Here is a 22,730-nt window from a genome sequence, read left to right as displayed (position 1 = left end):
TGGAAGGCGCCGGAGCGCGGCCCGGCCCATGGCCCCACCCGGGGCGGGATGGGGCTCAGAGCCCGTAACGCTCCCGGGCCTCCTGGACGGTCTCCCGCTTCACCTCACCGCGCCCGGCGAGCGCCGCCAACGCGGCGACGACCACGGAGCCGGGGTCCACGCCGAAGTGGCGGCGGGCCGCCTCACGCGTGTCGGACAGGCCGAATCCGTCCGTGCCGATCGAGTGCCACTCCTGCGGCACCCACTGGCTGATCTGGTCCGGCACCGCCCGCATCCAGTCGCTGACCGCCAGCACCGGGCCCGGGGCCCCCTCCAGCACGCGCGTGACGTGCGGCAGAGGCGCGTCCTCACCGCGCAGCCGGGCCGCGTCGTACTCCAGACCGCCGCGCCGCAGCTCGCTCCACGAGGTCGCCGACCACAGGTCGGCCGCCACGCCCCACTCCGCCGCCAGCATGCGCTGCGCCTCCAGGGCCCAGTGGATCGCCGTGCCGGAGGCCATCAGCTGCAGCCGCGGCGCGTCGGCGGGAAGCCCGGCGGGGTCGGCGGCGCGGAAGCGGTACAGGCCCTTGACGATGCCCTCCTCGACGCCGGGTCCGGTCGGCATGGACGGCTGGATCTTGGGCTCGTTGTAGACGGTCAGGTAGTAGAAGACGTCCTCCGCATCGGGGCCGTACATGCGGCGCAGGCCCTCGCGGACGATCACACCGATCTCGTAGGCGAACGCCGGATCGTAGGAGACGGCCGCCGGGTTGGTCGACGCGATGAGGTGCGAGTGGCCGTCGGCGTGCTGCAGTCCCTCGCCCGTCATCGTCGTACGGCCCGCGGTCGCCCCGACGAGGAAGCCGCGGCCGAGCTGGTCGGCGAGGGCCCACATCTGGTCGGCCGTCCGCTGCCAGCCGAACATCGAGTAGAAGATGTAGAACGGGATCATCGGTTCGCCGTGCGTCGCGTACGAGGTCGCCGCGGCGGTGAAGGAGGCCATCGAACCGGCCTCGGTGATGCCCTCGTTGAGGATCTGACCGGTCTCCGCCTCCTTGTAGTACAGGAGCATGTCGCGGTCGACCGGGTCGTAGGTCTGGCCGAGCGGCGAGTAGATGCCGGCGCTCGGGAAGAGCGACTCCATGCCGAAGGTGCGCGCCTCGTCGGGGACGATCGGCACCCAGCGGCGACCGCTCTCCTTCTCCCGCATCAGGTCCTTCAGAAGCCGGACCAGGGCCATGGTGGTCGCCATCTCCTGGCCGCCGGAGCCCTTGGCCAGCGCCTCGAAGGGCCTCGCGGACGGCTCGGGCAGCGCCACGGGGTGCACCCGGCGGGCGGGGGCGGGGCCGCCGAGCTCCGCGCGGCGCTCCTGCAGGTAGCGGACCTCGGGGGAGTCCGCGCCCGGGTGGGCGTACGGCACCAGGTCGCCGGAGAGAGCGCTGTCCGGGATGGGCAGCTCGAGCAGGTCCCGCATGGCGCGGAACTCGGGGACCGTGAGCTTCTTCATCTGGTGGTTGGCGTTGCGCGACTCGAAACCGCGGCCCAGCGTCCAGCCCTTGACGGTCTGCGCGAGGATCACGGTCGGCGCGCCCTTGTGCGTGGTGGCCGCGTGGTACGCGGCGTACACCTTGCGCGGCTCGTGGCCGCCGCGCGAGGTGTGGAAGCACTCGATGATCTTGGCGTCGGTCAGCAGCTTCGCCATCGCGGCCAGCGCCGGGTCGAAACCGAAGAAGTGCTCCCGGATGTAGGCGGCGTCGCGGGTGGCGTAGGTCTGGAACTGGCCGTCCGGGACCTCGCGCAGCCGGCGAACGAGCGCGCCGGTGGTGTCCAGGGCGAACAGATCGTCCCAGGCGCTGCCCCACAGCGACTTTATGACCTTCCAGCCGGCGGCGCGGAACTTCGCCTCCAGCTCCTGGACGATCTTGAAGTTGGCGCGGACCGGTCCGTCGAGGCGCTGCAGGTTGCAGTTGATCACGAAGGTGAGGTTGTCCAGCCTCTCGCGGCCGGCGAGGCCGAGGGCGGCGGTGGACTCCGGCTCGTCCATCTCGCCGTCGCCGAGGAAGGCCCATACGTGCGAGCCGGAGGTGTCCTTGATGCCGCGGTGCGTCAGGTAGCGGTTGAAGCGCGCCTGCTGGATCGCGGCGAGCGGACCGAGCCCCATCGACACGGTCGGGAACTCCCACAGCCAGGGCAGCCGGCGCGGGTGCGGGTAGGACGGCAGGCCGTCGCCGCCGGCCTCCTGGCGGAAGTTGTCCAGCTGCCGCTCGCTCAGCCGCCCGTCGAGGAAGGCGCGGGCGTAGACGCCCGGGGACGCGTGGCCCTGGATGTAGAGCTGGTCGCCGGAGCCCACCGCGGAGCCCCCGGCCCCGGAGGCCCCCCACTCCTTGCCGTGGAAGAAGTGGTTGAAGCCCGTCTCGTACAGCCAGGCCGCGGAGGCGAAGGTGGCGATGTGGCCGCCCAGGCCGTAGCGGCTGCCGCGGGTGACCATCGCGGCGGCGTTCCAGCGGTTCCATCCGGCGATGCGCCGCTCCATCTCCTCGTCGCAGGGGGCCTCCGGCTCGGCGGCGGTCGGGATGGAGTTGATGTACTCGGTCTCCAGCAGCGACGGCACCGACAGACCCGAGGCCTGTGCGTGGTCGAAGGTGCGGCGCATCAGGTAGGCGGCGCGCTCCGGGCCGGCCGCACGGGTGACCGCGTCGAGGGACGCGGCCCATTCACCGGTTTCCTCCGGGTCCGGGTCCGGCAGGTGGTCGAGTGCGCTCAGCGTGGCGTCGGTCATGGTGAACGCCTTCCAGGATGGTCCGTGCGGGCAGGGGCCCTGTGGCACCACAATAATTGTGATCGATGATCGATCAAATGCCCTGTGACGAGGGTCACACGACAGCCCGCGCGGCCTCCAAGGGGAACGGGTGTACGAAGCCGGCTCAGCCGCCTTGCGGGGCGCAGCCCAGCACGTGCTCCTTGACCAGCTCGCCGACCCGCGGGTCCTTCCTGCGGAAGGCCTCCACCACCGCCTGGTGCTCCTCGGCGTACAGCCGCTGCCGGGTGCCGAGCCAGCGGATCGACAGCGCCGTCCACACCTCGATGCCCAGCGACTCCCAGGTGTGCAGCAGCACGCTGTTGCCCGAGGCCCGCACCAGCTCGCGATGGAAGGCCACGGTGTGCCGCACCTGCGCCCCGGCGTCGCCCTCCTCGTCCGCCTTCTGCAGCAAGGCGACCTCGGCCTCCAGAGCCGTCAGCTCCTGCCGCAGGCGGGGCGCGGCCAGCTCCGCGGCGATCTGCTCCAGGCCGGCCCGCACCGGGTAGATCTCCTCCAGGTCCGCGGCGGTCATACGGCGCACGCGCACGCCCTTGTTCGGGGCCGACTCGATGAGCCGCATGACCTCCAGTTCGCGCAGCGCCTCCCGTACGGGCGTCTGGCTGACCTGCAGCTCGGTGGCGATGCCCCGCTCGACGATCCGCTCCCCGGGGCTCCACCGCCCGCTGACGATGCCGTCCACGATGTACTCGCGGATCTGCTCGCGCAGCGAACGGACGACGGGCGGGGCCATGGGTACTCCTCGGGGAAAGGGCGCTGACTAGACGATACGGCGGCGGCGCCCACCGGCGGTCCCGGACGATGGCACCGAGTGCCGCGCACTGCCCGCTCCCGCCGGGCCAGGACCTGTCCGGCCGGTCATGAGCCGAATCGAGGTGGCCCACTTGTTCGAGCGGCTGGGATGGTGACTCCATGGACGATCAAAATGCGACGCCGATCCCGCCCGGTCGTGCCGAAGTGGCTGCTCAATGGCGTGCGCTGGCCGCGCGGGAAGCGACCCGTGAGGCCGTTCATGCGTGGGCGACTCCATGGGTGGAGGGCGAGGGGGCAGACGCGGATTTCGAGGACCCTCTGGTCGGAATGGCTCTGCAGTACCTGCACGGTTTCGACCTCTGCCGGGATCCAGGCCGTCCCGGCGTCGTCTGGCATGGCTCATCCGGTGAGGGCGAGTGGTGCCACTCGCCCGATGACATCACCGATGGATTCGCCCGGTGGCAGGCGAGATGCGCCCTGTACGACGCGGATCCGCGGGGCTGGTCCCGATGACCGGGCAGGCAGCTCCGCCGCGCACTGCCCGCTCCCCGGTCAGCCGAGATCGTAGGCCACCGTCACCGGGGCGTGGTCGGACCAGCGCTCGGGGTGGGTGGCCGCACGCTCGACCCGGGTCCACGCCGCCCGGGCCGCCAGGCCCCGGGTGGCGACGTGCAGGTCGATCCGCCAGCCGCTGTCGTTGTCGAAGGCGCGCCCGCGGTAGGACCACCATGTGTACGGGCCCTCGCCGTCCGGGGTGAGGTGGCGCACGACGTCGGTGTAGCCGGCCTCGTCGTAGACGCGGGAGAGCCAGGCCCGCTCCTCCGGGAGGAAGCCGGCGTTCTTCTGGTTGGCCCGCCAGTTCCTCAGGTCGCGTTCGGTGTGCGCGATGTTCCAGTCACCGCAGACCAGCACCTCGCGTCCGTCCGCTGCGGCCTTCTCGCGCAGCCTGACCAGGTGCCCGAGGAACGCTGCCATGAAGCGCTCCTTCTCCTCCTGGCGCTCGGTGCCGACCTCGCCGGAGGGGAGGTAGAGGCTGGCGACCGTGACACCGGGCAGGTCGATCTCCGCGTAGCGGCCGGAGCCGTCGAACTCCTGCGAGCCGAACCCGACCCGTCGCGCGTCCGGTTCCCGCCGCGAGTAGAGGGCCACCCCCGCCCGGCCCTTCGCCGCCGCCGGAGCATGGAGCACGTGCCAGCCCTCGGGGGCGCGGACCTCCGCGGGCAGTTGCGCGGCCTCGGCGCGGACTTCCTGCAGGCATACCACGTCGGCCGTGGTCGCCTCCAGCCAGGGGAGGAAGCCCTTCTTGGCCGCAGCGCGCAGCCCGTTCACGTTCACGGTGGTCACGGTGAGCATGACGGGGACGATACCGGCCCTCCGGAGGGTGCCCGTACCGGGGCGTAGGCCGCACACCCGTACGATATGCGGGTGGAGATCAGGAAGACGCGCTACGACCACCCCGACGCCGTGCTGCTGACCGAGCAGGTGCAGCAGGAGTACGTGCGGCGGTACGGGGGGCCCGACGAGACCGCGATGGACGCCGACCACTTCGACGGCGGCCAGGGCGAATTCATGGTCGGCTACCTCGACGGCGTCCCCGTGGCGACCGGCGGCTGGCGCGGCCAGGACGCCTCCCCGGAGGGCTTTGAGGACGGCGACGCCGAGGTCAAGCGGATGTATGTGGTGCCCGAGGCCCGCGGCCGGGGCTTCGCGCGCCGGATGCTGGCCGCGCTGGAGGCCGGCGCCGCCGCGGCGGGCCGCAGGCGGATGGTCCTGGAGACGGGGCAGGAGCAGCCTGAGGCGATCGCCCTCTACGCTTCCTGCGGCTACACGCCGGTGCCCAAGTTCGGCCACTACAGGGACAGTCCGCTCAGCGTGTGCCTGGGCAAGGCGCTCCAGGAACCGGCCGAGGTGGCCGTTTCCGCGTAGCCTGGGGCCATGATCGAGGACGGAGCGTCCGCCCGGCTCGCGGCGGGCAAGTACCTGTTGGTCACCACCTACCGGAGGGACGGCCGCGCCGTCCCCACGCCGGTCTGGGTGGTCCGCGACGGCGAGGCGCTCGGCGCGTGGACCGCGGCGGACTCCGGCAAGGTCAAGCGGATCCGCAACCGAGCCGACGTGCTGGTCGGCCCCTGCGACGTACGCGGCAACCCCACGGGGGAGCAGATGCCCGCGCGCGCCGAGATCCTCGGCCCCCGGGAGACGGAGCGCTACCGCGCCCTGGTCGCCGGCAAGTACGGGCTGCTGGGCCGGCTGACCCTCCTCGGCAGCCGGCTGCGCCGCGGCCGCGAGGGCACGGTGGGCGTGCGGATCACCCTCACATGAGCGGCGGCGGGCCGGGGCGAAGCGCCTGCACGGTCACCGTCTGCCGGGGCTGCTGCTGCGGTACGGGGAAGATTCCCGGTGTCGACCACGGCGGTCAACTCGACCGGTTGCGGCGGGAGCTGGCCGCGATCTGCCGGGTGCGCGTCACCGAGTGCCTCGATATGTGCGAGCAGGCGAACGTGATGGTGGTGCAGCCGTCGCCGGAGGGGCGCGTGGCCGGCGGCCGGCCGCTGTGGCTCGGCCTGGTCAACGATGCGGGGGCGGTCGACGACATCGTCGCCTGGGTGCGGGCGGGGGGACCGGGCCGTGCCGCGGCGCCCGAGGTGCTGGACCTCTACGCGATGGAGCCGCCCGGCAGGCGTGCCGTGGGCGCGGGGGACGCGGGCCCTTGAAGAGGCGCGCCAGGGCTCGCGCGGGGAAGGTTCCCGGCGGCGGCCACGGCGGTCGACTCGACCGGTTGCGGCGGGAGCCGGCCGGGATCTGCCGGGTGCGCGTCGCCGAGTGCCTCGATACGTGCGAGCAGGCGAACGTGGTGGTGGTGCAGCCGTCGCCGGAGGGGCGGGGAGCCGTACGGGCGTCGCCGCCCATACGGCCCGTGAACCAGCAGCGCCGGAGCGTCAGTCGATACCGCGCAGGATGTGCGATTCGCTCAGGTCGTCCTCGTAACCGGCCAGCCGGATCGGCGCGGACCTGGCCCAGACGTCCAGGTTGCGCAACTGCCGCTGCTGCGCGGCGGGCTGATCGTCAGGCTCCGTGGGGAGCTGGTTCCGCGTGGACTTCTCGGGTGTCACCGCGCACTCCTTCGCGTCGGGTGAGCCGGACGCCGGGCCGGCCGCTGCCGGACGCCGACCGCCCGGTGGGGCTTGAGGGCTGAGCGGACGCGGTGGCGCCGGTTGCGGAACCGGGCGGGGACCGCGGTGAGCGGTTCCTCCCGGGGCGGAGACAGGGGGGTGTCGGTGCTCCCCCGAAGGCCTTTCCGTCGGGAGAAGCCTATGCCCGGCGGCGGAGAGCCACCATCCCGATCACGGCGTGCCGCGGCGATGTCCACCCTTCCCGCGCACACCGCCGGGGTCGTCGTGCCGTGCTCAACCGCTGTGCGGGAGCGCCTCATTGCGGGGGCAGGAGAGGGTCGCCCATACGGTGCGACCGGTGCCGTGCGCCGGCGGCCGCACACCCCAGCCTTCGGCCAAATGGGCGACGAGAGCGAGACCGCGGCCGCTCTCGTCGCCGTCGGCGGCCGTGCGCGCCTGCGGCCCCGCGGGCGCGCGTCCCTCGTCGACGACCTCGATGTGCAGTTTGCCGGCCGCCGTCCAGAGCAGGCACGCGACGTTGTCGCTGCCGCTGTGCACCACGGCGTTGGTGAAGAGTTCGCTTACCACCAGGCCGGCGTCGTCGCCGAGTCCGGCGAGCCCCCATCTGCCCAGCGCCGAACGCACCTGACGGCGCGCGACGCCGACCGACGAGGCCTGCGCCGGCAGTCGGAGCCGAAAGGTGTCCCGGGCACTGATGGCATAGAGCACACCGGAAACTATGGCCACTGGTTGCGCAGAAGGCAAGGGTCATTCTGCAAATTACATAATCGCCAGTATCAGGGTGTGGCTTCCATTCCTGACATGGCACACTGCTGCCATGCGGGAGTTGCAGCGTGACTGAGGCGAGGGCGAGCGGGGCGCCGACCGTCCTCCGCGTGATCCTCGGCAAACGCCTCCACGACCTGCGGGAGAAGGCGGGCTACTCGTACGAGCAGGCTGCCCGCGAGCTGGACGTCACCCATGCCACCGTGCGCCGGATGGAGAAGGCCGAGGTCGGCCTGCGCATCCCGTACGTGGAGAAACTGCTGGCGCTGTACGGCGTCGACGCCGCCGAGGCGGCGACCTTCGTCGACCTCGCCCGGCAGGGCAACCGCCCCGGCTGGTGGCACCGTTACCGCGACGTGCTGCCGTCCTGGTTCAGCGCGTTCGTCAGTCTCGAGGGCGAGGCGGCCATCATCCGCGCCTACGAGCCGCACTACGTCCCCGGACTGCTGCAGACCGAGGACTACGCTCGCACCGTGCTGAAGGCCGGCCGCCCCGGGGCCTGCGAGGAGGAGATCGAGCGCCTGGTCGCGCTCCGCCGGGAGCGCCAGTCGCGGATCGACCGGCCGGACGCCCCGCTGCTGTGGGTGGTGATGGACGAGACGGTGCTGCGCCGTCCCATCGGCAGCCCCGACGTGATGCGCGCCCAGCTGGACCGGCTGGCCGAGGCATGCGAGATGCCGCAGGTGAGACTGCAGATCATGCCCTTCGACGCCGGGCCGCACCCGGCGATGTACGGGCCGTTCCACATCTTCCGGTTCCAGATCCGCGAGCTGCCGGACGTCGTGTTCACCGAGAGCCTGGTGGGCGCCGCCTACCTGGACGACGTGGACGACGTCTCGGCGTTCCTCGAGGCGCTCGACCGGATGTGCGCGCAAGCCGCGCCCGCACACAGCACCGCAGCCATCCTCGATGGCATCCGCAAGGAGATCTGACACACATGGACGACCGCATATACAACGGCATGCGCGCCCGCGACCTCGGCACCGAGGGCTGGCACAAGCCGTGGAGCGGCGGCAACGGGGGCAGCTGCGTGGAGGCCATGAAACTGGCCGACGGCAGGGTCGCACTGCGGCAGTCCACCGACCCCGACGGGCCGGCCCTCATCTACACGGACCACGAGATCAGGATGTTCATCCAGGGGGCCAAGGACGGGAAGGCGGACTTCCTGTTGTCCTGAGCCCGGGACGACGTCTTCGAGTGCACGCAGCCCGCGCGGGCAACCGCGACGACCAACGGGCTGTCTCCAGGGGTAAAGCGCCGCCGGGTGCGTGACAAGGGGAGCAGCATGACCGGAAAACTGGGACCGTTGTACGAACCGGGCGTGGCGCGTGTGCGCATCGCCGCAGCCGACGCGGCGACCGCCCACAGGGTCGCCGACGTCATCGCCTCCCGGTATCCGGGGACCCGCCCGCCGCGGGTGACCACGGACGCGGACGGGCTGGTGGAGTTCGACCTCTACACGTACACCCTGGAGGAGGTCGGCCCCTCCCGCCCGTACGGCGCTCACGCCCAGGACCCGGAGAGCTGCTAGCCGGGCCCTGGGCGCGATCGGCGGGTGCGGTCAGTCGGCGCCTCGCCATGCCGCTGAGCGGTCACCTCTGTGCGGGCGGTCGGTCCCGCCCCGGTGGTCGGCCTCGACCCGGTGGTCAGCCCTGACCCGGGTGGAGGACGACCTTGGTGTAGCCCTCGATGCGCTTGTCGAACTTGTCGTACGCCGACGGCGCGTCCGCCAGGGGCAGCTCGTGGGAGACCACGAAGCTCGGGCGGGCGCGACCCTCGATGATCATGTCGCGCAGCTGCCGGTTGTAGCGCTTGACGTTGCACTGCCCGGTCCCCACCCGCAGGCCCTTCTCGAAGAGCCGGCCGATGGCGACCAGCAGCCGGCCGCTCCTGGCCTGCTCGTCCGGGCCTCCGGGGTCCGACGGCACGTACAGGCCGGGGATGCCGAGGGCTCCGGTGGGGCGCACGGTGTCGATCAGCGAGTTCAGCACCGCTGCCGGCTCCTCGTGGTTCGCGCCACCGGCCTGGGCCTGGTAGCCGACCGCGTCGACTCCCTTGTCGGTGCCCTCGCCGTTCGTGTGCTCCTTGATCTGCTCCACCGGGTTGCCCTTGGTGAAGTCGATCGGGATGGCGCCGATCTCCTCGGCCTTCTGCAGTCGCTCCTGCACGCGGTCCACGACGAACACCCTGGCCGCCCCGCGCAGCAACGCCGAGTACGCGGCCATCAGCCCGACCGGGCCGCCGCCGTACACGGAGACGCTTTCGCCGGGCGATACCTGAGCGAGTTCGCACCCGTGGTAGCCGGTCGGGAAGATGTCGGCCAGGAGCACGAAGTCGGATTCGTTGGCGGTGCCCTCCGGCAGTTTCAGACAGTTGAAGTCCGCGTACGGTACGCGCACGTATTCCGCCTGACCGCCCGGCCAGGGGCCCATGGCCACATAGCCGTAAGCGCCTCCGGCAAACCCCGGATTGACCGTGAGGCAGAAGCCGGTGAAACCCGCCGAGCAGTTCTTGCAGAATCCGCAGGCGACGTTGAAGGGCATGACCACGCGGTCGCCCTGCTTGAGGGTGGTGACCCCCTCGCCGACCTGGTCGATGATTCCCAGGTTCTCGTGGCCGAAGACGATGCCGGGCTCCGCGGCGGTCCGGCCCTCGTACATGTGCAGGTCAGAGCCGCAGATCGCGGTGGATGTCACCCTGACGATCACGTCGTTGGGGTGCTGCAGGCGCGGATTCTCGACTTCTTCGACGGCTACTTCGAACGGTCCTTTGTAAACGACGGCCTTCACGTGGACACCTCCGATTGGTGTCGTTCATGGCTTGCGTGACCTATTTCTCATGCTGCCTCCTTGGGCAGAACGAGACAAGCCAGCTAGGCTTCAGGTAAATGTGTCGAATTGCGGTTGACCGCGGAGAAAGGCGGGAACAATGGCCCAGCGCTCAGGAACGCTCCTCGTCCCCGTGCCCGGCCTGTCCGGCAGGGTGTACCCGGTCGGCACGCGCGTGGCCATCAGCGGGCTCGGTTCCTCCGTGGACGCCTTCGTGAACGGCGACTGGCTGCCGCTGTCGTGGTGGGAGTTCGCCGAGGGCCGCAGCGACGACGTCTACGAGGGCCCCAGGACCTGACATCTCCCGCCCCTGGTGACGGGCGAGACGCGCGGCGCGGTCGAGGCCGGCACGGCCGCCCCCCGCTCAGCCCCTGCCTTGTCCGAACTGCGGGGACGGCACACGGGGTTCGCGCGCCGTCCCGTCCGGCGGACAGTGCCGCGAGCGAACGCGGCGCTGGAGTCCGCGCCGGTCCGCGGGGCGCCGCGGATCCGCGTTCGCCGCATGCGTCCGGGTGTGAACCGACGACTCCGGGCATAACCCTCTCAGGGGTCCCGCGGCGTCCGAAGAAGTGCCGTCCGGAGAAGTGCCGTCCGAAGAAGTGACGAGGGACGACCATGCGAACGAACATCGTCCGGCACGAGAGCATGATGGTGAGCTATGACGTCGTCAACGGCTGGACCGTGGTCGAGGTCGACGGCGACGTGGACGCGCACACCGCCCCGATGATCCGCGAAGCGGTGCTCGGGCTTCTCGTCGAGGGACGCCGCCACTTCGTCCTGGACCTGGGTTTCGTGACGTTCATGGACTCGATGGGGCTCGGCGTGATCGTGGCGATCACCAAACGTGTGCGGGAACTCGACGGCTCGCTGTGCATGGCGTCCGTCTCGAGCAGGCTGCTGCGCATCCTCGAACTCACCGGCATGCGCGAGAGCTACGAGATCTATCCCACGGCTGCCGATGCGACGCAGTCCGCCCCCTCGCCCGGCAGCCTCGCGAACTGGCCGCATCCGACCTCGGGCTGAGGCCCGTCGGCGCCTTGTCGCTGCGTGTGGAACCGTGTGCCCGGCAAGGGTGAAGCGCCCGTCTCACCGTGCCGGGCCGTCGCCCGCGGGCGTGCGCAGAGCCAGCAGGGCGACATCGTCACCGCGCGCCTGACTGCTGCGGCCCAGCACGCTGTCGCAGAGTTCCTCCAGCGGTGCCGTGGCCAGGCGGGCGGCCTGCTCGGCGAGGTCGGCCAGGCCGGTGTCGATGTCCTGGTCGCGGCGCTCGACCAGTCCGTCGGTGAACAGCAGCAGGGTGCTGCCGGGCGGCAGGACGCGTTCATGGCTGTACCGGGAGACCGACGCGTCGATGCCCACCGGGATCCCGTGCCGGGCGGGCGCCAGATAGCGCGTGCTGCGGTCCGCGCCGACCAGCAGCGGCGGCAGGTGCCCGGCGTTGCTCCAGCTGAAGGTGGACTCCCCGCCCCCGCCGCGGCCGCGCTCGATGCGACCGAGGACCAGGGTGGCCGTGGGTGACTCGGCGAACATCGTCAACGCGCGGTCCAGCCGGGACACGATCAGTCCGGGCGGGCCGCCCCGGTCCAGGACGATCGCCCTCAGCATGCTGCGGATCTGACCCATCACCAAGGCGGCCTCGATGTCGTGGCCGGTCACGTCACCGACCACGACGCAGACCGCGCCGTCCGGCAGGACCACGGCGTCGTACCAGTCCCCGCCCAGCTTCGGCAGCTCGGACGCCGGCTCGTAGCGCGCGGCGGCGCTGAGCGGGGAGAGGTCGGGCAGGACGGGCAGCATGCGGTGCTGGAAGTGCTCGGCAGCGCGTTTGAGCCGTTCGTACAGGCGGGCGTTCTCGAGGATGACGCCCGCGGTACAGGCCAGAGCCGTCAGCAGACCGTCGTCGTCATCGTCGAAGGGCCTGCCGTCGAGCTTGTCGGCGACATAGAGATCGCCGTAGACCGTGCCGCGCACGATGAGCGGGACGCCCAGCAGCGTCCCCATGACCGGATGCCCTGACGGAAAGCCGGCCGCGCGAGGATCCGCGGCCACATCCGCCACCCGCAGCGGCTGCTGCTCGTCCACCATCGTGTGCAGCAGCCCGTGACCCTGCGGCAGACCCATGGCGGCGCACGCCCGCGGGTCGTCGACGCCCACGGTGATCAGGTCGACGACCTCGCCGCTCTCGGAGAGCACCCCCAGCGCCCCGTAGCGCGCGGCGACCAGGTCTGTGGCGGCTTCCACGATGCGCTGCAGCACCGTTCGGGTGTCCAGGTCGGCGCTGACCGCACCGACGGCGTCCAGCAGGTGCCGCAGCCGGCACCGGTCCAGGGCGCGCTGCGGCACCCGCACGGCCACGCCGTGCTCGGCCTGGCCACGCCCCCGCCTGTGCCGCCGGCTGTGCGCCATGGTGCTTCCTCCCGGCGCCGACGGGCGCCGTCGTCACGTCACCCTGTCACGTCACCCTACGCGCCCGTCTGCCCGGAAGCACCGGAGCGGCGTGCGACACCGGTCCACCGCGCGCGTCCTGTGGGCGACGGCGCCGCGGCGCGTATCCCGTGCGCGGGTGCCTGGACGACTTCTCGCACCCGTGCGGCGCCCTGCCCGGGGGCACCGGAGCGGCGTGCGACACCGGTCCGGTGAAGCCGCGCCGTCCTCCGGCCGAAGGGCGCGACGGGCCTGCGACGACGCCGTGCCACGGACGCTTCGCACCCCCACGCGACCGCCGTGCCCCCGGGGTAGATTCGGTGAGGACCGCGGGTCACGGCGGGGATGGCGGAGGCTGCGATGACAGAGGCCGCGAACACAGCGGGCCGGACCGGGACGCTGACGCTGGGCGGGGCGGAGGGACGCTGGGTCCTCGTGGCGGTCGTCCTGGGATCGGGCATGACGCTCCTGGACAGCACCGTCGTCAACGTCGCCCTCCCGACGATCGGCAAGGATCTCGGCGCCACTCTCGCCGGCCTCCAGTGGACGATCAACGCCTACACCCTCACCCTCGCCGCCCTCATCCTGCTCGGCGGCTCGCTCGGCGACCGCTTCGGGCGGCGCAGGCTCTTCATCGTCGGCACCGTGTGGTTCGCGCTGGCGTCGCTGCTGTGCGGTGTCGCGCCCGGTATCGAGGTGCTGATCGGCGCCCGCGCGCTGCAGGGCGTCGGCGGGGCGCTGCTCACCCCCGGCTCGCTGGCGCTGATCCAGGCGTCCTTCGCGCCCCAGGACCGGGCTCGCGCGATCGGCGTGTGGTCGGGCCTGGGCGGCATCGCGGGGGCGCTGGGGCCGCTGCTCGGCGGGTGGCTGGTCGACGCCGTCAGCTGGCGCTGGGTGTTCTTCATCAACCTCCCGCTGGCGGCCCTGGTCGTCGCCGTCGCCGCCCGCCACGTCCCCGAGAGCCGCGACGAGTGCGCCACCGGTGGATTCGACGCGGCCGGCGCCGTGCTCGGAGCGGTCGGGCTCGCGGGAGTCACCTACGCCCTGATCGCCGCGGGCGGCAGCCACCCGGACGTCGCGGCCGTGTCCGTCGCCGCCACCGTGGGCCTGGCGGCGTTCGCCGGATTCGTGGTGACCGAGCGGCGCAGCCCGCACCCGATGCTGCCGCCGAGCCTGTTCGCGAACCGCCAGTTCACCGCGGCGAACCTGGTCACCTTCGCGGTCTACGCGGCACTGGGCGGCCTGTTCTTCTTCCTGGTGCTGGAGCTGCAGACGCAGGCCCGTTACTCCCCGCTGGCCTCCGGGACGGCGCTGCTGCCTATCACGGTCATCATGCTGGCGCTGTCCGAGCGTGCGGGCCGACTTGCCGAGCGCATCGGTCCTCGCATCCCCATGACGGTGGGCCCGGCGGTCTCCGCTGTCGGCCTGCTGCTGATGCTGCGGATCGGCGCCGACACCTCCTACGCCGCCGACGTCCTGCCCGCAGTGTGCGTCTTCGCCCTGGGCCTGACGGCCACCGTCGCCCCTTTGACCGCCACCGTCCTCGGCGCGGCCGACGTCCGGCTCGCGGGCACGGCGTCCGGGGTGAACAACGCCGTGGCGCGGGCGGCGGGCCTGCTCGCGGTGGCGGCCCTGCCGCTGCTGGCCGGACTCTCCGGCGACGACTACCGGGACCCTGCCGCCTTCGGCCGCGGCTTCCGTGTCGCCGTCGTGATCTGCGCCGGGATGCTGGTGGTGGGCGCGCTGCTGGCCTGGTTCGGCATCCGCTCCGACGTGCTGCGTGAGACGCCAGGGGAGCCGGCGGAGCCGGTCCCGGAGTGCAGGCACTACTGCGCGATCGACGGGCCGCCGTTGGAGAGCGGTGAGGCGCCCGTGCGTGGAACGCCGCCCGCGCGGGGGAAGGCGCCGGGCGGTGGGAGCGGTGCGGGGAAGGGCGGCCCTGAGGTCGGGTGAGCGGGCTCTCCGGCGAGACCACCGGGATCGGCCTGGTCGGTCTCCGGGTCGGATGTGCTGCGTGAGACGCCAGGGGAGCCGGCGGAGCCGGTCCCGGAGTGCAGGCACTACTGCGCGATCGACGGGCCGCCGTTGGAGAGCGGTGAGGTGCCCGTGCGTGGAACGCCGCCCGCGCGGGGGAAGGCGCCGGGCGGTGGGAGCGGTGCGGGGGAGGGCGGCCCTGAGGTCGGGTGAGCGGTGCGCTGCCTGGACGGGACGGGGTCAGTAGTCCTCGGACTCCGGGAGGAGGTGCATCGCGGCCTCTTCGGCGGAGGCGGCCGCCCCGTCGATGCCGATGTCCTGGGCGACCAGCCCTTCGGTGTCGTAGTGGGTCCCCTCGTCGGGGGCGAGCAGCCGCCCGGCGCGGGGCCCGCCGACCTCGCCGTCGATCAGCTCCCCGTCGGTGTCCCAGGTGTCCCCGATGCCGTCGCCGTCGGGGATCGGCAGGTCCGGGAGTTCCTCGGCCAGGCGTTCGTCGAGTGTCTCGCCCCGCAGGCGGCCCGCCGCTGTGGTGGCGGGCTTGTTCACCGCCCAGGGCCGCTCCGGCGGTGAGTAGCCCTCGTCGAGTATCTGGTCGACACCGTGGTAGTCCAGGGTGTCCTCAGGTTCCAGCAGCCCGGCGTCGTCCTGGACCTCTGACCCGTCCGGCTGGTAGACCTCGTCACCCATCTCGTTCTCTCGCATGTCCGTCTCCTCGTTCACGCGCCGCCACGACCGCGGCGGGCCGCCTCGCGGGCCGCGCGCCCCCTCTTTCCTCCACATTCATCCGTCCGGACGCCGATCGCCACCTGGAAGCGTGAAAGATGTCGGTGCGGGGTGTCCGCGCGGGCCCCGCCGCCCCGGCCGCGCCACCGTCTGGGTGCGCGGCGGCCGGGGCGGCGATCCGAAGAGCCGGGCCCCTTGATCAGCGACCGCCGGACCGCCGGCCGGCAAGGCCGAAGTCGTCGCAGTCGAGGCCGGAAAAGCCTCGGCCCGAACCCGAGAAGCCGCGGTCCAGGCCGGAGAATCCGCGCCCGAATCCGCCGACCACGCGGAAGGACGCCTTGGTCTGGATGCGCGGCGGGCACCGCACCGTCACGGTGTACCAGCCGGGCCGGGTGTTCTTCGGCACGCGGAAGCTGCCCGCCAGCAGGCCGCTCCTGCCCAGGGGCAGCAGGTTGACCTGGCCGCCGGCTTCGGACTGGCCCTTGGAGTAGTTGGCGTCGCGACCGCAGGCCGTGGTCGTGACGGTCAGCCGCATGCCGGGGACGGCGTAGTAGGGGGTGACCCACGCATCGGAGATGTCGCTGGCGGAAGCAGAGGGAACAGTGACACCGATGAGGGCCGCGGCCATGGCGACACCGCCAAGAACGCGTGTTGTAGGCATGAGGCAGCCTCCGAGTCGAAACAGTGGGAGAGAAGAGCCGTCCCGTTGACGGGCGGCTCACGCGGAGCAAAACAGCGGCCCGCTCTGCGCGCCACTCGAGGACGACGCCGTATCCCACCCGCACAGCCGAGCGTGCCTGCCGGCGCCGCGCGTCCCTCCAGGTCACACGCGTGCCTGGGCATCGCCGGCAAGCAAGCGGGGGCTTCCGGCGTACAGGTGACGCGGTGCCAGATCCGCGACGACGAAGGACTGACGCACAGTCACGAGCGTGTCGGCCGACCCGTCGCCCCCGCCGCGCCGTCCCACCGCATGCCTCCCGTGCCGCGCGGGTGCGGCGCGCGGCGCGCGTGCGCCGAGGGCGTCGCCGGGACGGACGCCGCCCGCCCGGTCGCTTCGGTCCGGCTACCCGGTCCCCCTCCGCTGCCGCCGTTCTCGTGGGGCCCCTGGGATACGTCCCCGACGGCGCGGACGCCCCGGCTGACCCTTCGGAACCCACTGTCCACGCCGTTGATCGCCATGCGGAACCCGCTCAACACCATGACGGCAAGCCGGAGTTGTTCCGCATCGGGGCGGGGCGAGGGCGCGGCGACGAGGACCACGGCGATCCCCAAGGAACGTGCCGTGCCGCGATCCGCGGCTCAGGCCGCCCGCTCCGCCGGCCATCGGGCCCCCGGTCCGGAGCAGTGCCTTCCTCAGGCGCACGGAGTCCCCGCGGCCCTCAGCGCGCGCACCGGCGAGATCGTGCCCGAGGGGCGGTGGGCGCCCTCGGGGCCTGTCGCGATGGCCGGCGTCCCGTTGGGGGAGGGGCGGCCGTCGGCAAGGGAGACCACCCGGTTCCCCCGGTCTCCGGCGGCGCGAGGAGCCCGCGACGACCCGGCAACACAAAACGCAGGGGAGGGCCGGGCGGGGACGGCACCCGCCCCCGCCCGGCCAGGGTGCCCGCGTGGCGGGAGCGTCAGCAGATACGGGGCAGCTGCTCGCCCAGCGGCAGGTCCACCACGCGCGTCCCGCCCAGGCCCGTACGGGCGACGACCATGCCCGCGTGCTCCGCCACGCACTCGCCGATGACGGTCGCGTCGGCCCCCAGGGGGTGCGCGCGCATCGCGGCCAGCACCTCGTCGGCCACCGCGCGGGGCACGAAGGCCACGAGCCTGCCCTCGTTCGCGACGTACATCGGGTCCAGACCCAGCACCGCGCAGGCGTTGGCGACCGCGGGCGGCACGGGCACCGCCCGCTCCTGCAGGGCCACGCCGACGCCCGAGGCGGCCGCGATCTCGTTCAGGGCGGCGGCGAGACCGCCGCGCGTGGGGTCACGCAGCACGTGCACGTCCTTCGTGACGCGCAGCACCGCCTCGACCAGGCCGCCGAGCGCCGCCGTGTCGCTCGTGATCTCGACCCCGAACTCCAGGCCCTCGCGCACACTCATCACGGCGACGCCGTGCGCCCCGATTTCCCCGCTGACGATGACGACGTCACCCGGCGCGGCCCGCTGCGGACGGATGTCGACCCCCTCGGGGACCAGCCCGATGCCCGCGGTGTTGATGTACAACCCGTCCCCGTGACCGGCCTCGACCACCTTGGTGTCCCCGGTGACGACCTCCACCCCCGCGGTGCGCGCGGCCGCGCCGAGCGCCTCGGCGACCCGGGCCACCACCGGCATCTCCACGCCCTCCTCCAGGATGAAGCCGCAGGAGAGGAAAGCGGCCCTGGCCCCGCTCATGGCCAGGTCGTTGACGGTGCCGTTGACGGCGAGGTCGCCGATGCTGCCGCCGGGGAAGAACAGTGGCCGCACCACGTACGAGTCGGTGGAGAACGCGATCCGGGCCCCGCCCAGCGTCACGGTCGCCGAGTCGGCGAGCGCCGACAGCGCCTCGCCGCCGAAGGCCGGGGCGAAGACGTGCCGAACGAGTTCCGCAGACAGCACGCCCCCGCCGCCGTGGCCCATCACCACCCGCGGCTGGTCGCGCAGCGGCACCGGGCAGGTCCAGCCGGAGAAGTCCGGGGCCGCGGGGGTCCTCGCGATGTCGACGCTGTCAGCCAACGGGGCTCGCCTCCAAGGGTGTGGTCGTCCCGCCGAGCCGGCGGTAGAGGTAGTACGCGGCACAGGCCCCCTCGCTGGAGACCATCGTGGCGCCCAGCGGGGTGCGCGGGGTGCAGGCACCGCCGAACGCCTCGCACTGGTGCGGCTTGATCAGCCCCTGCAGCACCTCGCCGCTGCGGCAGGCCGCCGGTTCCCTCGTGGTGATGCCGGTGACGGAGAACCGGTGCTCGGCGTCGTACTCCCGGTAGCGCTCCGACAGCCGCCAACCGCTGTCGGGGATGACGCCGATCCCGCGCCAGGCGCGGTCGGTGACCTCGAAGACGTCCGCGAGCATCGCCTTGGCCGCGGGGTTGCCCTCCGGGCGGACGGCGCGCGGGTAGGCGTTCTCCACCCGGAACTCACCGCGCTCCAACTGCCGCACCGCGCGCCGTACGCCCTCCAGGATGTCCAGCGGCTCGAAGCCCGTGACGACGATGGGCACACCGAAGCCGTCCGCCAATGGCGGGTACTCCTCCGTCCCCATCACGCTGCAGACATGACCGGCCGCCAGGAAACCCTGCACGCGGCAGTCCGACGAGCGCATGATGGCCTCGATGGCCGGGGGGACGCGGACGTGGGAGACCAGCATGCTGAAGTTGCCGATGCCGAGCTTGCGCGCCTGGTACACCGTCATCGCGTTGGGCGGGGCGGTGGTCTCGAAGCCGATGCCGAAGAAGACGACCTGCCGGTCCGGGTTCTCCCGGGCGATCCGCAGCGCGTCGAGCGGCGAGTAGACGACGCGCACGTCACCGCCCTCGCCGCGGACGCCGAACAGGTCGCGCCCGGTGCCGGGGACGCGCAGCATGTCGCCGAAGGAGCAGAAGACCACCCCGGGGCGGGAGGCGATCTCCAGCGCCTTGTCGATGACCTCCAGCGGGGTCACGCAGACGGGGCAGCCGGGGCCGTGGATGAGTTCCACCTCCTTCGGCAGGAGCTGGTCGATGCCGTGCCGGATGATGGTGTGGGTCTGGCCGCCGCACACCTCCATCAGCGCCCAGGGCCTGGTCACCGTCGCGTGGATGTCGTCCAGCAGTCTCCGCGCCAGCTCCGGGTCCTGGAACTCGTCGATGTACTTCACCGCTCCGCCTCCGCCGTCGTTCCCGCCTCGGCCGACGCCTGCTGCCAGGCGTCGCCGAACTCCTCCTCCAGCAGCCCGAGATCGCCGAAGAGGGCGAGCGTCTGCCGCGCCGACTCCTCGTCGAGCCGCTGCAGCGCGAAGCCGACGTGGACGATGGCGTACTCGCCGACCCGCAGGTCGGGCAGGTACTCCAGGCACACGTCCTTCACCACGCCGCCGAAGTCGACGGTCGCCATCCTGGTGCCGTCACGATCCTCGATCTCCAGCACCTTGCCGGGTACCGCCAGGCACATCAGCTGTCTCCTCGCTGTGGGTGGGGGGTCGGGCGGCCGCCGCGGGCCGCGACGACGAGCTGGCCGAGCGCCAGACCGCCGTCGTTGGGCGGCACGAGCCGGTGCCGCAGCACCGTGAACCCGTCGGCGCGCAGATCGCGCGCGCACGCGGAGGACAGCGGCGCGTTGGCGAGGACACCGCCGCTGAGCACCACCGTCGAGACGCCCTCGCGTTCCCGCAGGGCGGCGCACACACCGACGACCAGGTCGGCCACCGCCCGGTGGAAGCGCCCGGCGATCACCCCGGCGGGCACTCCCGCGGCCAGGTCGGCGACGACAGCGGCCAGCACCGGCCCGGGGTCGCAGGCGGTGGCCCCGGCGGCGCCGGCCCCGGAGCGCAGCGCGAAGGCGTAGCCCCCGGCGGGCAGCCCGCCCGCCGCCACGGCCGCGGCCTCCAGCTCGACGGCCGCCTGCGCCTCGTAACCGGCCTCGTGGCACACGCCCGCCAGGGAGGCGACGGCGTCGAAGAGCCGGCCCATGCTCGACGTCGGGACGCAGTGCAGTCCGCGCTCCAACTGAGCTGCCAGAATCACGCGTTCGGCCTTCGGGCAGGCGTCCGCGCACGGCAGGCCGGGCGACCACGGCAGACCGGCCGCCCGCAGATGAGCCAGCGCCATACGGTAGGGGCGGCGTACCGCCGCGTCCCCGCCGGGCAGCGGCACATACGCCAGGTGCGCGGGCCGCCGGAAGCCGTCGTAGTCGGCCAGCAGGAACTCGCCGCCCCACACCGCGCCGTCGTCGCCGTATCCGGTGCCGTCGAAGGCGACCCCGATCACCGGGCTCGTGCCGTCCAGCCCCGCCTCGGCCATCGCCGCCGCGACGTGCGCGTGGTGGTGCTGCACCTGCCGCAGCGGCCGGTCGCCCGCGGCGCGCCGCGCCCAGCCCACCGAGCGGTAGCCGGGGTGCCGGTCCGCGGCGAGCAGCGCCGGCCTGACCCCGGTGATCTGCTCCAATTGGCGTTCGGCGGCGGTGAACGCGCTCAGGGTCGCCAGGTCGTCCATGTCGCCGACGTGGGCCGACAGCCAGGCGTGCCGGCCCTCTCCCACGCAGAAGGTGTTCTTCAGGTCGCCGCCCACGGCGAGCGCCGGCCGGACGGGCACGGGCAGCGGCACCGGGAAGGGGGCGTAGCCGCGTGAGCGGCGCACGGGCAGTTCCTCCCCGTCGCAGATCCGCACCACCGAGTCGTCGCACGGCACGTGGATGGGCCGGTCGTGCGCCAGCCACGCGTCGGCCAGGCCCGCCAGCCGCTCCAGCGCCTCCTCGTCGTCGGTGACGATGGGCTCCCCGCCCAGGTTGCCGCTGGTCATCACCAGCAGCCGGGGCCCCGGGGGATCGCCCGGCAGCCCCAGCAGCAGATGGTGGACGGGCGTGTACGGCAGCATCAACCCGAGATCGGCCACCCGCGGCGCCACCGCCTCCGCCACGTCGCGCGCCCCCGCGCGGCGCCGCAGCAGGACGATCGGCCGGCGGGCGCCGGTCAGCAACGTCCGCTCCGCCGGTTCCAGGTGGGCCAGCCGCTCGACGTCCGCGAGCTCCCGCGCCATCAGGGCGAACGGTTTGTCGCCCCGGCCCTTGCGCCGCCGCAGCAGCCGCACGCTCTCCTCGTTGTCCGCGTCGCAGGCCAGGTGGTAGCCGCCCAGGCCCTTCACCGCGACGACGGCGCCCGCCGCCAGCAGCCGCCGCGCCCGCGCGACCGGATCCCCCTCCTGCCCGGCACGTTCCGCGCCGGGCAGGACGAGCCGCAGGCGGGGACCGCAGTCGTGGCAGGAGATCGGCTGCGCGTGGAATCGGCGGTCGGCGGGATCCTCGTACTCGGCCCGGCACCTCGCGCACATCGGGAAGCGGGCCATCGTGGTGTGGGGGCGGTCGTACGGCAGGCCGGTGACGATGGTGAAGCGGGGGCCGCAGTGCGTGCAGGTGATGAACGGGTGCCGGTGGCGGCGGTCGGCGGGGTCGCGCAACTCGGCCAGGCACGCTTCGCAGGTGGCCGTGTCGGGGGAGACCAGGGTGCGGGAGGACGCTCCACCGGGGCGCGAGGCGCTGATGGTGAAGTCCGTGCCGCCCGCCGGGGGGAGCGGGCGGTGGGACACCGACTCCACCACCGCCAGCGGCGGCGCCTCCGACCGCAGCCGGTCGCAGAAGGCCGCGACGGCGGCGGGCGTGCCCTCGACCTCGGCGACCACCCCGTCGCCGGTGTTGCCGACATGGCCCGCGAGCCCCAGCTCACGGGCGAGTCCGAACACGAACGGCCGGAAGCCGACCCCTTGCACGACCCCCTGGACCAGCACCTGGCGGCGTTGCGCGCTCGGGGCCGCGGACTCCGGCTGAGCCGGCATCAGTTCGTGTGGCCCGGAGAGCGGGTGGGGTCGACGACGTCCCCGTGCGGGCGCGCGTGCGGGTGCCGGTGCTCCTGCGGGTGTGCATGCCCGTGTCCGTGCTCTGTATCGTGCGCGTCCCCGTGTCCGTGGGCCTGCCCGTGGCCGTCGGCCACCGCGGTACGCGCCATTACCGGGCGGTGCACGGGTGCTCCCGCGTGGACGGCCAGCGCCCGCTCCAGCAGCACACCCGCGCCCTCGCCGGCCCGCGAGGACGTGAGCACCACCTCCACACCCGGGTTGACCTGGGCCACGGCCCCGCGGAAGGCCGCCTCGTCGAAGCCGACAGCCTCGGCGATGTCGTACTTCGTCACGACCACCAGATGCGCCAGGCCGAAGGCCGTGGGGTACTTCAGCGGCTTGTCCTCGCCCTCGGTGACCGAGGCCAGCACGACGCGCAGCGACTCCCCGAGGTCGTACGAGGCGGGGCAGACGAGGTTGCCGACGTTCTCCACGAACAGCAGGCGGGTGCCCTCCGGCAGCCAGGTGTCGACGTGTGCGCGCACCATCGCGGACTCCAGGTGGCACAGCCCGTCGGTGAGCACCTGCCGCACAGGCGCGCCGGAGCGGGCCAGCCGGGTCGCGTCGTTCTCGGTGGCGAGGTCGGCGGTGAGTGCCGCGACGGGTACCCCCCGCAGCCGGGCCAGCCCCAGTTCCGACTCCAGCAGCGCCGTCTTGCCGCTGCCGGGGCTCGATAGCAGATTCACCATCACGGTCCCGCGGGCGGCCAGTTCCTGCCGCAGTGCCTGAGCGCCGCGGTCGTTCCTGGCGAGCACGGACTGGCGCAGATCGGTCACCTTGCACAT

The 22,730-nt window shown here is 72.8% G+C and carries 23 protein-coding genes; 9 read left to right on the top strand and 14 right to left on the bottom strand.

The window, feature by feature from the left end:
• Positions 1-55 precede the first annotated feature (55 nt).
• The 3 genes from aceE to ACRWND_RS14005 form a co-directional block, all read right to left on the bottom strand.
• Positions 56-2,758: a pyruvate dehydrogenase (acetyl-transferring), homodimeric type gene (gene aceE / locus ACRWND_RS14015; protein WP_431949071.1), complete on the bottom strand. Its 2,703-nt coding sequence runs from the start codon at positions 2,756-2,758 to the stop codon at positions 56-58.
• Positions 2,759-2,903: 145 nt separating this feature from the next.
• Positions 2,904-3,530: a GntR family transcriptional regulator gene (locus ACRWND_RS14010; protein WP_431949070.1), complete on the bottom strand. Its 627-nt coding sequence runs from the start codon at positions 3,528-3,530 to the stop codon at positions 2,904-2,906.
• Positions 3,531-4,102: 572 nt separating this feature from the next.
• Positions 4,103-4,903: an exodeoxyribonuclease III gene (locus ACRWND_RS14005; RefSeq protein ID WP_431949069.1), complete on the bottom strand. Its 801-nt coding sequence runs from the start codon at positions 4,901-4,903 to the stop codon at positions 4,103-4,105.
• Positions 4,904-4,975: 72 nt separating this feature from the next.
• Here ACRWND_RS14005 and ACRWND_RS14000 point away from each other — a divergent pair, with 72 nt between their 5' ends.
• Genes ACRWND_RS14000 through ACRWND_RS13990 form a run of 3 tightly spaced genes read left to right on the top strand, consistent with a single transcriptional unit; the run spans position 4,976 to position 6,264 of the window.
• Positions 4,976-5,476 carry a GNAT family N-acetyltransferase gene (locus ACRWND_RS14000; RefSeq protein ID WP_431949068.1) on the top strand — a complete coding sequence of 167 codons (501 nt, stop codon included), beginning with the start codon at positions 4,976-4,978 and terminating at the stop codon, positions 5,474-5,476.
• 9 nt (positions 5,477-5,485) lie between these two features.
• Positions 5,486-5,872 (top strand): PPOX class F420-dependent oxidoreductase, encoded by a 387-nt coding sequence (locus ACRWND_RS13995; RefSeq protein WP_431949067.1) that lies wholly within the window; start codon positions 5,486-5,488, stop codon positions 5,870-5,872.
• On the top strand, positions 5,869-6,264 hold the full coding sequence (locus ACRWND_RS13990; RefSeq protein WP_431949066.1) for a (2Fe-2S) ferredoxin domain-containing protein: 396 nt from the start codon (positions 5,869-5,871) through the stop codon (positions 6,262-6,264). Before ACRWND_RS13995 ends, ACRWND_RS13990 begins: the two co-directional genes overlap by 4 nt.
• Positions 6,265-6,489: 225 nt before the next feature.
• Here ACRWND_RS13990 and ACRWND_RS13985 read toward each other — a convergent pair whose 3' ends face one another.
• Positions 6,490-6,663 carry a hypothetical protein gene (locus ACRWND_RS13985; RefSeq protein WP_431949065.1) on the bottom strand — a complete coding sequence of 58 codons (174 nt, stop codon included), beginning with the start codon at positions 6,661-6,663 and terminating at the stop codon, positions 6,490-6,492.
• Positions 6,664-6,957: 294 nt separating this feature from the next.
• Positions 6,958-7,392, bottom strand: coding sequence for an ATP-binding protein (locus ACRWND_RS13980; RefSeq protein ID WP_431949064.1), 435 nt, complete (start codon positions 7,390-7,392; stop codon positions 6,958-6,960).
• Positions 7,393-7,517: 125 nt separating this feature from the next.
• On the opposite strand from ACRWND_RS13980, the gene ACRWND_RS13975 reads away from it, so the two are divergent.
• From ACRWND_RS13975 to ACRWND_RS13965, 3 genes are all read left to right on the top strand, one after another.
• Complete coding sequence (locus ACRWND_RS13975; RefSeq protein ID WP_431949063.1) at positions 7,518-8,381, top strand: helix-turn-helix domain-containing protein; 864 nt, start codon at positions 7,518-7,520, stop codon at positions 8,379-8,381.
• Positions 8,382-8,386: 5 nt separating this feature from the next.
• Positions 8,387-8,626, top strand: a complete 240-nt coding sequence (locus tag ACRWND_RS13970) for a DUF397 domain-containing protein (protein WP_431949062.1) — start codon at positions 8,387-8,389, stop codon at positions 8,624-8,626.
• A gap of 108 nt (positions 8,627-8,734) precedes the next feature.
• Positions 8,735-8,980 carry a hypothetical protein gene (locus ACRWND_RS13965; RefSeq protein ID WP_431949061.1) on the top strand — a complete coding sequence of 82 codons (246 nt, stop codon included), beginning with the start codon at positions 8,735-8,737 and terminating at the stop codon, positions 8,978-8,980.
• Between the two features lie 115 nt (positions 8,981-9,095).
• Here ACRWND_RS13965 and ACRWND_RS13960 read toward each other — a convergent pair whose 3' ends face one another.
• Positions 9,096-10,238, bottom strand: coding sequence for a glutathione-independent formaldehyde dehydrogenase (locus ACRWND_RS13960; RefSeq protein ID WP_431949060.1), 1,143 nt, complete (start codon positions 10,236-10,238; stop codon positions 9,096-9,098).
• Positions 10,239-10,377: 139 nt separating this feature from the next.
• On the opposite strand from ACRWND_RS13960, the gene ACRWND_RS13955 reads away from it, so the two are divergent.
• Positions 10,378-10,575 carry a hypothetical protein gene (locus ACRWND_RS13955; protein ID WP_431949059.1) on the top strand — a complete coding sequence of 66 codons (198 nt, stop codon included), beginning with the start codon at positions 10,378-10,380 and terminating at the stop codon, positions 10,573-10,575.
• 317 nt (positions 10,576-10,892) lie between these two features.
• Positions 10,893-11,300, top strand: a complete 408-nt coding sequence (locus tag ACRWND_RS13950; RefSeq protein WP_431949058.1) for an STAS domain-containing protein — start codon at positions 10,893-10,895, stop codon at positions 11,298-11,300.
• Between the two features lie 63 nt (positions 11,301-11,363).
• Here ACRWND_RS13950 and ACRWND_RS13945 read toward each other — a convergent pair whose 3' ends face one another.
• Complete coding sequence (locus ACRWND_RS13945; protein WP_431949057.1) at positions 11,364-12,683, bottom strand: PP2C family protein-serine/threonine phosphatase; 1,320 nt, start codon at positions 12,681-12,683, stop codon at positions 11,364-11,366.
• 378 nt (positions 12,684-13,061) lie between these two features.
• Between ACRWND_RS13945 and ACRWND_RS13940 the strand changes: the two genes are divergently transcribed.
• On the top strand, positions 13,062-14,654 hold the full coding sequence (locus tag ACRWND_RS13940; protein WP_431949056.1) for an MFS transporter: 1,593 nt from the start codon (positions 13,062-13,064) through the stop codon (positions 14,652-14,654).
• A 261-nt stretch (positions 14,655-14,915) separates the two neighbouring features.
• On the opposite strand, the gene ACRWND_RS13935 is transcribed toward ACRWND_RS13940, so the two are convergent.
• From ACRWND_RS13935 to hypB, 7 genes are all read right to left on the bottom strand, one after another.
• On the bottom strand, positions 14,916-15,377 hold the full coding sequence (locus ACRWND_RS13935; protein WP_431949055.1) for a DUF5709 domain-containing protein: 462 nt from the start codon (positions 15,375-15,377) through the stop codon (positions 14,916-14,918).
• A gap of 220 nt (positions 15,378-15,597) precedes the next feature.
• Complete coding sequence (locus ACRWND_RS13930) at positions 15,598-16,059, bottom strand: hypothetical protein (protein ID WP_431949054.1); 462 nt, start codon at positions 16,057-16,059, stop codon at positions 15,598-15,600.
• Positions 16,060-17,014: 955 nt separating this feature from the next.
• Entirely contained in the window at positions 17,015-18,100 is a 1,086-nt protein-coding gene (gene hypE / locus ACRWND_RS13925) for a hydrogenase expression/formation protein HypE (protein ID WP_431949053.1), read from the bottom strand.
• Complete coding sequence (gene hypD / locus ACRWND_RS13920) at positions 18,093-19,217, bottom strand: hydrogenase formation protein HypD (RefSeq protein WP_431949052.1); 1,125 nt, start codon at positions 19,215-19,217, stop codon at positions 18,093-18,095. The genes hypE and hypD overlap by 8 nt, the downstream gene beginning before the upstream one ends.
• Positions 19,214-19,510, bottom strand: coding sequence for a HypC/HybG/HupF family hydrogenase formation chaperone (locus tag ACRWND_RS13915; protein ID WP_431949051.1), 297 nt, complete (start codon positions 19,508-19,510; stop codon positions 19,214-19,216). Before ACRWND_RS13915 ends, hypD begins: the two co-directional genes overlap by 4 nt.
• Entirely contained in the window at positions 19,510-21,885 is a 2,376-nt protein-coding gene (gene hypF / locus ACRWND_RS13910) for a carbamoyltransferase HypF (protein ID WP_431949050.1), read from the bottom strand. The genes ACRWND_RS13915 and hypF overlap by 1 nt, the downstream gene beginning before the upstream one ends.
• Positions 21,885-22,730, bottom strand: a complete 846-nt coding sequence (gene hypB / locus ACRWND_RS13905; protein WP_431949049.1) for a hydrogenase nickel incorporation protein HypB — start codon at positions 22,728-22,730, stop codon at positions 21,885-21,887. The genes hypF and hypB overlap by 1 nt, the downstream gene beginning before the upstream one ends.

This window comes from Actinacidiphila sp. bgisy167 (assembly GCF_965342175.1).
GTDB lineage: Bacteria > Actinomycetota > Actinomycetes > Streptomycetales > Streptomycetaceae > Actinacidiphila.
This window is presented reverse-complemented; position numbering and strand designations above follow the sequence as displayed.